Source organism: Candidatus Krumholzibacteriia bacterium, from assembly GCA_035268685.1.
Lineage (GTDB): Bacteria > Krumholzibacteriota > Krumholzibacteriia > JAJRXK01 > JAJRXK01 > JAJRXK01.
In genome coordinates, this window is the sequence record DATFKK010000157.1 from 1 (window position 1) to 13,476 (window position 13,476).

Genomic DNA, 13,476 nt, shown 5'->3' on the forward strand with positions numbered 1-13,476 from the left:
CCCGACGAGATCGCCGACGCCTACTGCTTCCTGGCCTCCGACGAGTCGTCGTTCGTCAACGGCACGGTGTTGAGCGTCGACGGGGGGCTGATCTCGTGACCGGCGAGCGCAACGCGCGCATCACCGCCACCGGGATGTACGCGCCCGAGCGCGTGGTGCCGAACGCGTGGTTCGACGAGCAGCTGGGCGAGAACGTCAGCCAGTGGCTCGAGTCGAACCTGACGATCCGCGAGCGCCGCTGGGCGGCTCCCGACGAGAGCACGGCCGACCTGGTGGAGGCGGCGGCGCGGCGGATCCTCGATCGGGCCGGGGTGCGCCCGGTGGACCTGGACCTGATCATCGTGGCCACCGACACGCCCGAGTACGTGTCCCCGTCGACGGCCGTGGTCGTCCAGCACCGGCTCGGGGCCACCGCGGCCGGCAGCTTCGACGTGAACACGGCCTGTGCCGGCTTCGTGACCGCGGTCGACATGGGGGCGAAGTACATCCGCGCCGACGAGCAGTACCGGCGGGTGCTCGTGATCGGCGCCTACGCCATGAGCAAGTACCTCGATCCGACCGACAAGAAGACGGTGACGCTCTTCGCCGACGGCGCGGCGGGCGTGTTGCTCGAGGCCACGACCGGGGACCGGGGCTGGCTTGCGTCACGGCTGCACAGCGAGGGCCAGTACCACGACTGGATGGGGATCTACGCCGGCGGTACGCAGCAGCCCTGCGACGCCGACGTCGTCGCTCGCGGGGATCAGCGATTGCGTTTCGTGAAGAAGTTCCCGCCCGAGATCAATCCCGACACGTGGACGCGCATGGTCACCGAGACCGTCCACGCGGCCGGACACGAGATCGACGACATCGCTCTGATCGCGATCACGCAGATCAACATCAAGAGCATCCGCGAGACCATGGCGCGGCTGGGGCTGCCCATGGAGCGCACGCACACCGTGATGGATCGGTACGGATACACGGGTTCGGCCTGCATCCCGATGGTCCTTGCCGAAGCCGTCGACGCGGGTCGCCTGCGGCCGGGCGACCTGGTGGTCTTCATGGGATCGGGCGGCGGACTGGCCTTCGCCTGCGCCGCCTTCCGCTGGTAGATCGGAGCACTCCGTGGGCGCCAACGCGACCATCGGCTGGATCCTGGTTCTCGCCTACGCGGCGTTGATCCTGTTCTTCGTCGTGCGCGGTGCGCGCGGGAACCGGAACCTGTCGGACTATGCCCTCGGCAGCTTCGCCTTCTCGCCGGTGGCGGTGGGTCTGGCTCTGGCCGCGTCGATGACCAGCGCGGCCACCTTCATCATCAACCCCGGTTTCGTGGCGATCTTCGGGGTGAGCGCGGTCATCTCCTATGCAGTCGTCATCCCCGTGGCCGCGCTCACTTCGCTGGTCGTGCTCACCAAGGGATTCCGGCGGCACGGCTCGTCGGTGAAGGCGCTGAGCATGGCCCAGTGGATGGGCACGCGCTACGGAAGCCCCGGCTTCGCCCTGTTCTTCGGCTTCCTGTCGCTGCTGCTCGTGACCTTCATCGTGCTGATCGTGGTGGGCTTGACGAAGGTGATCTCGGCCACGCTCGGCGTGCCGGAGATGGGCACCCTGCTGGCGATCGTGGCCTTCGTGTTCGGCTACATGATGTTCGGCGGGGCCAACTCCATGGTCTACACGAACACGATCCAGGCACTGTTGATGGTCGTGGTGGCAGTGGTACTGCTCGGCTCGGGCTACGAGCACTTCTCCGAAGGCGTGCACGGATTCCTCGAGCGCCTGCGTGCGGTGGATCCGGCCCTCGTCGGCGTCACCAACCGAGACAGCTTCCTGTTCCGCGACCTGTACGAGATCGTCGCCGCCCAGCTGGTGGTGGGCGTGGCCATCGTGTGCCAGCCGCACATCATCACCAAGTCGCTGCTGCTGAAGTCCGAACGCGACGTGAACCGTTACCTGATCGTGGGTGTGGTGACCGAGATCCTGTTCTTCGCGGTGGTGATCGCGGGTCTGTACGCGCGGCTGGCCTTCCCCGACCTCACACTGAACGGCGAGGCCATTCCCATGGACGGGATCATTCCCGCCTACGTGGTGAACGAGCTACCCGTGTACGTGGGCATGGTCGTGGTCATGGGCCTGATCTCGGCCGGGCTGTCGACGCTGGAGGGCTTGATCCAGGCGCTGGCGACCACGATCACGGCCGATCTGGTCACGCCGCTGGCCGGTTCGGTGCTCCCGGCCGACGAGGATCGACGCGCGCACGTGCTGCTGGTGCTGAACCGGATCGCGATCGGACTGTTGGCCGTGGTGTCGGCCTGGCTGTCGTGGCAGCAGGTCGTGTCGCCCAAGCTGAGCGTGGCGATCTTCGCGCAGAACGGAGTGTATGCGTACTTCAGTGCCGCCTTCGTGCCGATCCTGTTCGGAATGTTCCTGAAGTCGACCCGTCGCGAGACCGCGATCGTGGCTTCGGTCACCGCCATCGTCGTCCACTTCGTCATGTACTACGGGCACGTTCCGGTCCCGGGAACCCTCGCGACTGGGGAGAATCCCGGTGTTGCGGCTGCCGTCGCGGTGATCAGCTCGCTGGTGGTCGGTGCCCTGGTGCAGATGGCGACCGGAAGGAGGCAACGTGTACCGGCCTGAGACCGACTGGTTGGCCCGCTGGGCGCTGTACACGCCGGACCGGCGCTTCCTCCGCGACCATACCCGCGACCGCGAGTGGAGCTTCGGCGAGGCACACGCACGCGTCGATGCTGTGGCGCGCTGGCTGCACGACGATCTGGGTCTGACCCGCGGCGACCGTCTCGCGGTGCTGTCGACCAATCGCGTCGAGACGGTGTTCGTGTTCCTGGCGTGTCAGCGTGAGGGCCTGATCCTGGTTCCGTTGAACTTCCGGCTGACGGCTCCGGAGATCGAACACCTCGTGCACGACGCCGAGCCGGGCGCGCTGCTCGTCGAGGACGCCCTGCGCGAGATCGTGGCGACGATCGAGGGCGGGCCGGCCGTCCACGGGATCGACACGGTGTCGCCGTTGCTCTTCGACGACGAGCCGGAACGGGCGCGTCCGAGCGGCGAGCCCGCGGATCTGGACGACGCGGTCATGATCCTGTACACGGCCGGCACGACCGGCGTGCCCAAGGGTGCGATGATCACCCACCGCATGCTCCTGTGGAACGCCATCAACACCGGGCTGCGGTTGGCGATCACCGAACGCGACCACACCCAGAGCTACGCGCCCTTCTTCCACACCGGGGGCTGGAACGTGCTGTTCACGCCCTTCCTGCTGCACGGGGCGTCGCACACGATCCTGAGCGGTTTCGATCCCGACCTCGTGCTCGAACTCATGGAGCGCGAGCGGACCACGCTGTTGTTCGGCGTGCCGACCATGCTGCAGATGATGGCCGAGAGCGATCGCTTCGACGTCGCCGACCTCGAGAGCGTCCGCTACGCGATCGTGGGCGGGGCGCCGATGCCCCTGCCGCTGATCGACCGCTGGCACGCGAAGGGCGTGCACATCCGGCAGGGATACGGACTGACCGAGGTCGGGCCGAACTGCTACTCGCTCAACGAGGAGGACGCCATCCGCAAACGCGGGTCGATCGGGCGGCCGAACTTCTTCCTCGACGTGCGGATCGTGGCCGAGGACGGCCGCGACTGTGAGGCCGACGAGGTGGGCGAGTTGTGGCTGCGCGGAGAAACGGTCACCCCCGGCTACTGGCGCAACCCCGAGGCCACGAAGGCCGCGATCACCGAGGACGGATGGTTCCGGACCGGCGATCTGGTGCGGCAGGACGACGAGGGCTTCACCTACGTCGTCGACCGCAAGAAGAACATGTTCATCAGCGGCGGCGAGAACGTCTATCCGGCCGAGGTCGAGCGCGTGCTCGGCCAGCACGAGGCCGTGCGTGACGTCGCCGTGATCGGCGTATCCGACCAGAAGTGGGGCGAGGTCGGGCACGCCTTCGTCGAGGTCCATCCGGGCCACGACTTCGATCTCGAAGCCCTGCGCGCGTTCTGCGACGGGAAGCTCGCGCGCTACAAGATTCCCCGTCACGTGAGCGTGATCGAGGCGATCCCCCGCAATGCGGCGGGGAAGGTCGACACGGCCGCGCTTCGGAATCTCGCCTGAACGCTTCCCAGGAGGGAACGATCATGAAGAGTCTGCGAATCCTGTTGGTGCTCGGCCTGGTGGTCGGCGGGCTCGGGCTGTCGGCCTGCGGCGACGACGACGACAACGGCGGCACCAACCCGAACCCGACGCCCGAGACGCCGCCCTGGGTGGGGAGCTGGGTCAGCGAGGGCGACAACGTCGCTCCGATCCTCGCTGCGGGCTTCGACATCGAGCGTGTCGAGGTCACCATGAACGAGGACGGTACGATCGGTCTCGTGCAGAAGGTCGTCGGCCAGCCCGAGACCACGAACAGCGGTGTGTACTCGGTGATCGAGTCCGACACCGGCGACATCCACGCGATCCAGATCTCCTACACGGGCAACCCGAGTTTCGACCAGGAGGGGATCATCCAGGTGATCGAGGGCGACCCCGACACCATGCGTCTCGAGGTCGTCCAGACCGTTCCGGACATCGGTGCCACTCCGCTGACGCCGGAAGAGGGATTCGGTGCGGACACGACGCTCGGCGACTCGAACATCCAGGTGTACGTGCGCCAGGACGAGCAGGACGACCCGGCCCCGGAGTCCGAGCCCTGGGAGGGGAGCTGGCTGAGCGAGGGCGAGAACGTGGCACCGATCCTGGCGGCCGGTTTCGACATCGAGCGCGTCGAGGTGACGATGAACGAGGACGGCACGATCGGTCTCGTGCAGAAGGTCATCGGTCAGCCCGAGACCACGAACAGCGGTGTCTACTCCGTGACCGAGTCGGCGACGGGTGACATCCACTCGATCCAGATCTCCTACACCGGGAATCCGAGTTTCGAGCAGGAGGGGATCATCCAGGTGATCCAGGGCGATCCCGACACCATGCGCCTCGAGGTCGTCCAGACCGTTCCGGACATCGGCGCCACCCCGTTGACCCCGGAACAGGGCTTCGGTGCGGACACGACGCTCGGCGACTCGAACATCCAGGTCTACGTGCGGCAGTAGCCGCCGCATCGCGAAGGCGGGGTCCGGTCGCGACCGGACTCCGCTCCAAGATCCCCGTTTCCCGGGAGCGTCCCAGATGCTGCGCAGGAACGTGTGGAGCCTCGGTATGGCCGTTCTGGCCCTGACCCTCGTCGCGCCGAAGGTGTGGGCGGACGGAGGGTCCGAGCGCGAGGAATTCCACGAGGACCGACCGCCCGAGGAGATCGAGGAGTTCGATTTCATCGGATACTACTTCATGCGGCACGAGGCCTCGAACATCGCGCCCACCAACGAGTTCCTCAAGGGCCAGATCGTGGGCCGCTTCTTCGGGGGAAACACCACCCGGACCACGTCGGAGAAGACGTCGCGCTTCACCGAACAACGATTCATGCCCATGATCACCTACTCGCCCCGACTCTTCGACGGCTGGGCCAAGATCCGGACCAGTCTGGAGTTCGACTGGACCTGGGGTGACGCGAACTACGGCGCCGGCGGGAATTTCGGGGGCGCCTTCGGTGCCGACACCGTGAACATGCAGACCCAGAACCTGTTCATGGAGATCCGGCCCACGAAGACCTTCGTCCTGAACATGGGTTTGTTGCGCCTGTACGACAACGTCCAGGTTCCCTGGTACACCTTCACGGACCACCTGCTGCAGAAGGGCTACCGGCTCTCCATGTTCGGTTCCGATGCCACGGGCGTCGGTGCGCACTGGTTCTTCCGGACCGACCAGCGGATCAAGTTGGGCGCGTACCAGCTGTACGAGAACAACGTCGAGCAACGGGACGACGTGGCCCTGTTCGAGGTGGACTACGAGCGCGATCTCGCCATCGACACGTCGGTCGGTTTGTCGGTGCACTACCTGATGGATCGCGGCAACGGTGAGGGCGGTGTTTCGATCCTCGGGCAGGGGCTGAGCTCGGGGCTGAGCAACTACAACGGCGTGTTCAACTTCGACCTCGGCGGCCAGCGCTACAAGGGCGACATCTTCTGGCTGGGCACGCACTTCCATCGTGACCCCCTGCTGCAGCAGGGCCGGCTGGGCTGGTCGGGCTTCGCGTGGTGGAACGGTGGTACGGTGCGCACCGACACTCGGGACGTCGACATCAACGGTGTGGCCGCGAATCTGCGGGTCGCGGCCCGCTGGGGCGCACTGTCCGAGGACCAGGTCGTCTTCGACGGCGTCTTCACCACCGGTGACGACGACAACACCGCGGACGGCACCTACAGCGGTGTCCTCACCGGCAACAACTGGACTTCACCGGGGGCGGTGTTCATCGGGCATCCGCTGTACCTGCTCCTGCCGCACGGCGACGTCGTGAACCGCTTCAACGCCGCGGTCATGGACATCCAGAACATCGGCTACGGAGTGCAGGCCGGTGCGCTGAGCGTGGCCAAGGAGCTGGTGCCGAACAAGTGGCGCGTGAAGGCAGCCGTGGGCCACGGACGATCGACCGCCGACCCCGACGGCGGCGGTTCGACCATCGGCACCGAGTTCAACGCGAGCCTGCGCTGGACCATGCGCGTGTTCCTCGAGGCCGAGTTGCACGCGGCCTATCTGTCGCTGGGCGACTTCTACGATTCGCCCGTGGTCAACGGTGGAGTGGACGAACGTCCGGACGATCCGTGGACCGTGTTCGCGTCCCTCAAGTGGATCATGTTCTAGGAGGCCGCCATGCGACGCATCATCGTCCTGTTCCTGATCGTGGGAGGCCTGGTCGTGAGCTCCAGCGGATGCGGTTCGACCCGCGACTGGTACCACCTTCCCGTGACCCAGTTCGACGAGATCGACTACACCCGTCCGGTGAAGACGGTCCAGGTTCGCAACCTCGAGGTGGCCTACATCGAGGCCGGTGCCGAGAACGACCAGACCCTGGTCCTGATCCACGGCCTGGGCAGCAACGCGAAGGCGTGGCTGCGCAACCTCGACGCGTGGGGCCGCACGCACCACGTGATCGCGCTCGACCTGCCGGGCTACGGTCGCTCGACCAAGGGCGACCTGCCGTACTCGCTGAGCTTCTACGCGCAGGTGATCGTCGAGATGCTCGACGAACTGGGCGTGGAGTCCGCGGACTGGGGTGGACACTCCATGGGCGGACAGATCGCCATGCTCGCCGCGCTCGAGTACCCCGAACGCGTCGAACGACTGGCGTTGTTCGCCCCGGCCGGGATCGAGCGCTTCGAAGAAGGAGAGGGTCAGTGGCTGCGGGGGGCGCTGACGCCGGAGTTCGTGGAGGACACCACGATCCGCAACATCGCGGTGAACCTGCACGCGAATTTCTACGACACGCCCGAAGACGCCGAGTTCATGATCACCGACCGGATCCGGATCCGTGGGGCCGAGGGCTTCGACGAGTACGCCTACGCGGTCTCGCGCAACGTGGGTGCGATGATCGACGAGCCGACGCAGGAGAGTCTCGGCGAGATCGCCCAGCCCACGCTGATCGTCTTCGGAGAGTACGACCAGTTGATCCCGAATCGCTATCTGCACGGGGGCCGGAGCGAAGACGTCGGTCGGCGTGGCGAAGAGGAGATCCCCGACGCCACCCTGTTGATGGTGGACGACGCCGGGCACTTCGTGCAGTTCGAGGGCGCAGAGGTCGTGAATCCGGTGGTGGCGGATTTCATCGAGCGCTGAGGCGCTCCGGGGCGGGCGGGAGCAGGTCGAGCGACGCCTGCACCGCCGCCCAGGGCTCCCGCGTGGGCGGAGCGCTGAGCTCCAGCCGGAACCGTTGTCCCGGTTCGACGTCGAGGGGCCGCGGCAGCGGCAGGAAGCCCTGCTCCCAGCAGGTCGGCGCCCGATCGGGAGCCGTGTCGATGAAGACGTCGTCGCCGAGCAGGTCCAGCCTGAAGTGGACCACGACTCCCTCGGCCCGACCGGCGGTGACGACTTCGAGATCGAGGCTCCGCCGTTCGGCGACGCGCTCATCGACGCCGAAATCCAGGTCTTGCCAGCGGGCGGTCGCACTGAGGACTTCGTCGGCTTCGATCCGCAGCGTTCGGCGGGGCAATGCCATCCGGTCCGCGACGGCTTCGTAATCGAGTCCGTGGCGCGACGGGAGCGTCTCCGACCAGAAGCAGCGTTCCCGTGCGAAGCGATCGCTGCCGGTCAACGCGACGTCGATCCGGATGCGACCTGGGATGACCAGTCCTTCGGGACGGACCCAGCGACGGCGGGCTTCGCCCAGGTAGTAGGAAGCGTTCTCACCGATCCCGATCGAGTCGACGAGTTCACCGACGAGCACGTCCACCGGTTCGGGCAGGACGATCTCGTCGCTGCGTCCCACCAGTGGGACGAAACGGTCGGGCCCGAAGCCGTGGGCGGACAGGAGGTCCACCGTGCACTGCAGGGTCCGGGGATCGACCTCGATGCCGTAGACGCGCCGCGCGCCGGCCTTCAGGGCGAGCAGCGACAGCGGGCCCAGCCCGACGCCGATCTCGGCCACGGTCCGCCCCGGGCAGGCGACGCCCAGGGCCCGCGCGAAGGCGTCCAGACGATGGGGATCGTCCAGCATCCGCATGTGGTCCAGGAGCGTACGGTCGTCGAGCATGGATGTGCGTCACAGGTGGAGTGGGACCCGAAGGCTTCTGGGTCTCGTGATCGACGGGCGAGGCCCACTTCTTTAGGTCCGAGTGTCCTGACCGCGCAGCGCTTCGAGCAGGTGCGTGTGGTCGACGTGGGTCACGGTGCAAGGCGGGCCGGAGGCTGCCCAGTAGCGGTCGTCGTCGGGAGTGTGGCCCAGGAGGAAGATGCTCGACGAAACGGTCCCGTAGCCCCGGTCGGTGTGGACGCACACGCTCCGCTGGGGTCCGTGATCGCCGCCGTGCCGGGCGAGACGAGCGGCCAGCAGTCGTCGGATCCGGTCGGGGTCGTCGCCGGCGCGGGCCAGCTCGGACTCCAGACCTGTGCCGAGGGTGCGCGCCCGGTGTCCCGGGTCGTTTTCCGGGGATTCGTTGCCCAGGGCGAAGACGGGTTCCGTGACCGGGCAAAGCCCCATGCCGTCGGCCGACGCCGTCCACGACGCTCCGCCGCCGCGGTCCGCGGCCAACAGCAGGAAAGGATTGGTGTCCTCGGGGTCACGGGCGCGGAGCGCGCGGCCGACCTCGTCGAGGTCCCGACACTGCAGGAGTCCGCGCACGATGCCCCCGCGGGACGCGCGTTCGGGATCGGGCGGCCGGCCGGTCCAGTGGTTCGTCAGGCCGATCACCAGTCCGTGTGCGTTCAGTCCCAGCCACGTGCCCCCGGCCACCTCGTCCCTCCCCCCGACGAAGGGAATCGGATCGTCCCACACCAGGGGGCCGGTGCTCGGGCGGTCGATCGCTTCGTCGCGGTTCGCGGCGACGACGAGGGGGTAGCGGGATCCGGGTCGGCGGACGAGAGCAAGCGTGCACACGGGTGAAGTCCTGTGGGGGGCGGAAGTTCTCCGGACGATCACGAAGGCTGCGTTCGGGGCCGGGCGCAAGGGCCGGGCGCAAGGGTGGGCGCAAGGGTGGGCCCGACCCTGGATCGGCTCCCGCGTTCGTCGTAGGTTCGGACGGTTCTCGGATCGTCGCTCGGACCGGCCTGGAAGGGTGCCGTGGTCGAAACGCAATCGAGCTCGCTCGTGGATCCGCCCCGCCGTCGTCGATGGGGCCGTGCCGTCGCCATCGGTGGTGTCGTACTCCTCGTCCTGATCGCAGCCGGTGCGGGCGGTGCCTGGGTCTGGCTGCGTGCGAGTCTGCCTCCCCTCGACGGGGAGAAGGTCGTCGACGGAATCGACGCAGAGGTGCGGATCGAGCGCGATGCCGGCGGCCGCGTCACACTTCACGGTGCCTCGCCCGCGGACCTGGCCTTCGCGCTGGGCTACGCCCACGGGCAGGATCGATTCTTCCAGATGGACCTTCTTCGACGGGCCGGGGCCGGTGAGCTGGCCGCGCTGGTCGGTCCGGCGGGGCGCGCTCTCGACCGTCCGGCCCGCGAGCACGGTCTGCACCTCACCGCGCGTGAAGCCCTGCGGCGCAGTGAGCCGCGGCACCGACGACAGGTGGAGGCCTACGCGCGTGGGGTGAACGCGGGGCTCGCGAGTCTGGATGCGCGCCCCTGGGAGTACGCGCTGGTGCGCCAGGAGCCGCGGTCGTGGCGCCCGGTCGACACCCTGCACGTCCTGCACGCCATGTACCGTGACCTTCAGCCCCCGGTCGACCGTCTGGAACTCTCCCGTCCGGTGATCCGCCGCACGCTGATCGACGCGGTCGGCGACGCGCTCTTGCAGTCGAGCAACCCGTGGGACGCGCCCATTGCCGGGGGCGCCGGACTGGCCCCGCTCCTCGAGATTCCCGCGTCGGGGCCCGGTCGCGAGGCGGCACCGGCAGGCGAACGCCCCTCGGCTCCTTCGATCGATCCTCCGGCCGAGGGCAGCAACTCCTTCGCGGTCGGCGGTGCGTACACCGAGGACGGCCGTGCGATCCTGGCCAACGACATGCACCTGCGCCTGCAGTTGCCGCCGATCTGGTACACGGCGCGGATGGTCGTCGAGGACGGACTCGATGCCGTGGGCGTCACCCTTCCGGGCGCGCCGGGGATGATCGTGGGCAGCAACGGCTCGATCGCCTGGGGCTTCACGAACAGCTATGGCGACTGGGTCGATCACGTCGATCTCGAGCTCGCACCGGGCGACACCACGCGGTACCGCACGCCCGACGGCTGGGCCGATTTCGGGGAACGCGTCGAGAGGATCGAGACGGCAGGGGCGCCGACCGAGACCCTGCGCGTGCGGACGACGATCTGGGGGCCGGTCACCGGAGTCGCTCCCGACGGCACACCGCGCGCGACGCAATGGGTCGCCCACGACCCAGACGCCGTCGGACTCGAACTCCTCGATCTCGTGACCCTCGAGACCGTCGACGCCGCGCTCGACCTGGCACCCACCTGTGGGATCCCACACCAGAACTTCGTGGTGGCCGGCGACGACGGTCGCCTGGGGTGGACGATCATCGGCCGAGTCCCGCGGCGGGTCGGCTTCGAGGGCAGGGTTCCGGCTCGCCGCGACGAAGGCGACCGGACCTGGGACGGTTGGCTCGATCCCGAGGAGGTGCCGCGCCACGTCTACGACGGCCGAGGCCGGATCTGGACCGCGAACGGCCGGGTGACCACCGTGGCCGGACAGCGGCGGATCGGGGACGGAGGGTACGCCCTGGGTGCACGCGCCGGTGTGATCCGTGACGCGCTCCGCGCGTTGCCCCGTGCCGACGAACACGCACTGATGGAGGTGCAGAACGAGATCCGTTCGCCCTTCCTGCAACAGTGGTACGAGCACCTGCGGGGCGTGGTGCGGCGCAGCCCGCACGCACGGCACACGTCGATCGAGCGCTGGCTCGGCGACTGGACGGGTGGAGCCGACGCTTCGTCGGTGGCCTACGCGATCACGCGGGCCTACCAGCGGTGGACGACCACCGAGCTGTACCGCGCTCTGCTCGGTCCGGCGCGCGCCGCGGGAGGCGACCGCATCCGGGCGGCGCGCCCCGAGCCCGTGGTGTGGTCGATCCTCCAGTCGCGACCCGACTGGGTCCCCGGAGACCACGGCGACTGGACGTCCTTCGAGCGGGCAATGGTCGACTCCGTCATCGCCGACTGGGGAGATCCCGCCACGTGGTCGGGCCGCTCGTGGGGTGCGTTCAACCGGACGGCGATCGCGCATCCGTTGGCCGACTTCCTGCCCGGCTTCCTCGCGCGCTACCTGCGGTTGCCCTCGCGGCCGGTCGACGGGGACGTCTACACCGCGCGCGTGAACCGACCGACCTTCGGGGCTTCGCAGCGCCTGGTGGTGGCTCCTGGCGCCGAGGAACGCGGACTGTTGCACCTTCCCGGTGGGGCCAGCGCGCACCCGCTGTCGCCCTTCCGCGAGGGAGACTACGAGGCCTGGGTCACCGGGTCCCCGGTGCCCCTCTTGCCGGGGCCGGTCGAACACACTCTCGTCCTCCGACCGCGACGATGATCGAACGACTCCGTACGATGTCCGTGGGGGAGCGATGGTCGTGGGCTGCGCTCGGGGCGATCCTCGTGCTCGCCTTCGCGTGGCGTGCGGCGGGAGCGATGGCGATCGTCTATCCGAGCGTCGACGGTGTGAACTACATGACGATCGCGCGGGCCCTCGTGCGCGACGGATCGCTCATGTTCAGTACCTTCCCTCCGGGATGGCCGCTGATCATCGGCCTGCCGCTGTCCTTGGTCGGTGTCGAGGATCCCATGGCCGTGCTCCGGGTGGCACAGGCGGCCAACGTGATCCTCGGGGTGTGCGCCGTGGCTCTCGCGTACGGGGTCGCGCGCCGACCCCTGGGGCGCGGGGGCGCGTTGCTGCTGGCCGCCTTCGTCGCTCTGCTGCCCGATCTGGTGATCACCGCGACCACCGACCTGTCGGAGCCCAGCTACCTGGCCTTCCTGCTCGCGGCGTGGTGGGCCCTGCGGCGCGGCTGGGACCGGGCCACGGGCCTGCTGTTCGGTTTCGCCTATCTGATCCGGCCGGAGGCCCTGGTGATCCTGGGTGCGGTCGTACTGTGGCGTTCGGTCCGCGATCGCACGGTGCACTGGAAACCACTGGTGGGCGCCGCGGTGTTCGTCGTTCCCTTCGTCCTGTTCGTGCACCACGCGACCGGCGTGTGGGCGTTGTCGAGCAAGGGAGTGTTCCTGGATCAGGCGGTCGAGGATCGCGGGGCGGGCGAACTGGTGATCCGGTGGTTCGCGAACGCGGGCACCTTCCTCGGTGAACTCCCCGCGATCGTGGGTTGGCCGGTCGTGCTCCTCGCCGCGTGGGGCGCGGTGCGTTGGCGCGGTCCGGAACTCCTGGCCCTGGCCCCGGTGTTGCTCGTTCCGCTGTTCTCGTTCCGCATGGACCCGCGGTTCTGGATGCCGCTGCTTCCCTTCGTCGCGTGGCTCGCGGTGGCGGGTGGTCGCGATCTCGAGCGGCGGGTGGGGCGCGGCCGGGCGCGCGCGATGGCGACGGTGGGTCTGATGGCGGTCGCCGTGACGGGGACGGTCGTCGCTGCTCGTCCGGACTTCTACCGGGTCGGTCTGAATCTCGAGGCCTACTCCGGGATGCGCGCGGCGGGAGAGTGGCTGGCCGGGAACTCGGACCCCGAAGCCGTCGTGGTGGGATACAAGCCCTACGTGTCCTTCTGGTCGGGGCGTGCCTTCCACAGGCTGCCCGAACGCGCCGATGTCGAGTCCACCGTCGACCGCATTCGCGAGCTGGGACTCGACTACCTCGTGGTGAATCGCGCGGTGGTCCGAGCCCTCACGCCCCACTTGGCCCCTCTGATCTCCTCGGAGCCGCTGGAACCGGCACTCGCGCGCAAGGTCACCCTGGTGCACGTGAGCAATGTCGACGGGGACCCGCGGCAGACCACGGCGATCTACCGGATGGTGCCGGTCGGCGACCGGTGAGCACG

At 68.4% G+C, this 13,476-nt stretch carries 11 protein-coding genes; 9 read left to right on the plus strand and 2 right to left on the minus strand.

What is annotated here, in order from left to right:
* The 7 genes from VKA86_14570 to VKA86_14600 all read left to right on the plus strand — a co-directional run.
* The coding region (locus VKA86_14570; GenBank protein ID HKK72437.1) for an SDR family oxidoreductase at positions 1 to 99 on the plus strand (99 nt) is incomplete at its 5' end.
* The gene (locus VKA86_14575; GenBank protein HKK72438.1) at positions 96 to 1,091 is read left to right on the plus strand and encodes a ketoacyl-ACP synthase III; all 996 of its coding nucleotides are present in this window, start codon (positions 96 to 98) and stop codon (positions 1,089 to 1,091) included. The genes VKA86_14570 and VKA86_14575, both read left to right, overlap by 4 nt.
* Before the next feature lie 13 nt (positions 1,092 to 1,104).
* Positions 1,105 to 2,616: a sodium:solute symporter gene (locus VKA86_14580; GenBank protein HKK72439.1), complete on the plus strand. Its 1,512-nt coding sequence runs from the start codon at positions 1,105 to 1,107 to the stop codon at positions 2,614 to 2,616.
* Entirely contained in the window at positions 2,603 to 4,102 is a 1,500-nt protein-coding gene (locus VKA86_14585) for a long-chain fatty acid--CoA ligase (protein ID HKK72440.1), read from the plus strand. Before VKA86_14580 ends, VKA86_14585 begins: the two co-directional genes overlap by 14 nt.
* Before the next feature lie 23 nt (positions 4,103 to 4,125).
* Positions 4,126 to 5,073, plus strand: a complete 948-nt coding sequence (locus VKA86_14590; protein ID HKK72441.1) for a hypothetical protein — start codon at positions 4,126 to 4,128, stop codon at positions 5,071 to 5,073.
* A gap of 76 nt (positions 5,074 to 5,149) precedes the next feature.
* Positions 5,150 to 6,718, plus strand: a complete 1,569-nt coding sequence (locus tag VKA86_14595; GenBank protein ID HKK72442.1) for a hypothetical protein — start codon at positions 5,150 to 5,152, stop codon at positions 6,716 to 6,718.
* A 9-nt stretch (positions 6,719 to 6,727) separates the two neighbouring features.
* The gene (locus VKA86_14600) at positions 6,728 to 7,690 is read left to right on the plus strand and encodes an alpha/beta fold hydrolase (protein ID HKK72443.1); all 963 of its coding nucleotides are present in this window, start codon (positions 6,728 to 6,730) and stop codon (positions 7,688 to 7,690) included.
* Here the strand turns inward: VKA86_14600 and VKA86_14605 are convergent.
* Positions 7,677 to 8,603 (minus strand): hypothetical protein, encoded by a 927-nt coding sequence (locus VKA86_14605; protein HKK72444.1) that lies wholly within the window; start codon positions 8,601 to 8,603, stop codon positions 7,677 to 7,679. The genes VKA86_14600 and VKA86_14605 overlap by 14 nt on opposite strands.
* Before the next feature lie 72 nt (positions 8,604 to 8,675).
* Positions 8,676 to 9,446, minus strand: a complete 771-nt coding sequence (locus VKA86_14610; GenBank protein ID HKK72445.1) for an NRDE family protein — start codon at positions 9,444 to 9,446, stop codon at positions 8,676 to 8,678.
* 210 nt (positions 9,447 to 9,656) lie between these two features.
* On the opposite strand from VKA86_14610, the gene VKA86_14615 reads away from it, so the two are divergent.
* Together VKA86_14615 and VKA86_14620 are read left to right on the plus strand one after the other, a co-directional pair.
* Complete coding sequence (locus VKA86_14615) at positions 9,657 to 12,026, plus strand: penicillin acylase family protein (protein HKK72446.1); 2,370 nt, start codon at positions 9,657 to 9,659, stop codon at positions 12,024 to 12,026.
* Complete coding sequence (locus tag VKA86_14620; protein ID HKK72447.1) at positions 12,023 to 13,471, plus strand: hypothetical protein; 1,449 nt, start codon at positions 12,023 to 12,025, stop codon at positions 13,469 to 13,471. Before VKA86_14615 ends, VKA86_14620 begins: the two co-directional genes overlap by 4 nt.
* Positions 13,472 to 13,476 lie beyond the last annotated feature (5 nt).

Bases quoted from the DNA above. Each gene is read 5' to 3' on its own strand.
- VKA86_14590 (HKK72441.1), top strand. From the start codon at position 4,126: ATGAAGAGTCTGCGAATCCTGTTGGTGCTCGGCCTGGTGGTCGGCGGG.
- VKA86_14595 (HKK72442.1), top strand. From the start codon at position 5,150: ATGCTGCGCAGGAACGTGTGGAGCCTCGGTATGGCCGTTCTGGCCCTG.
- VKA86_14600 (HKK72443.1), top strand. From the start codon at position 6,728: ATGCGACGCATCATCGTCCTGTTCCTGATCGTGGGAGGCCTGGTCGTG.
- VKA86_14605 (HKK72444.1), bottom strand. From the start codon at position 8,603: ATGCTCGACGACCGTACGCTCCTGGACCACATGCGGATGCTGGACGAT.
- VKA86_14620 (HKK72447.1), top strand. From the start codon at position 12,023: ATGATCGAACGACTCCGTACGATGTCCGTGGGGGAGCGATGGTCGTGG.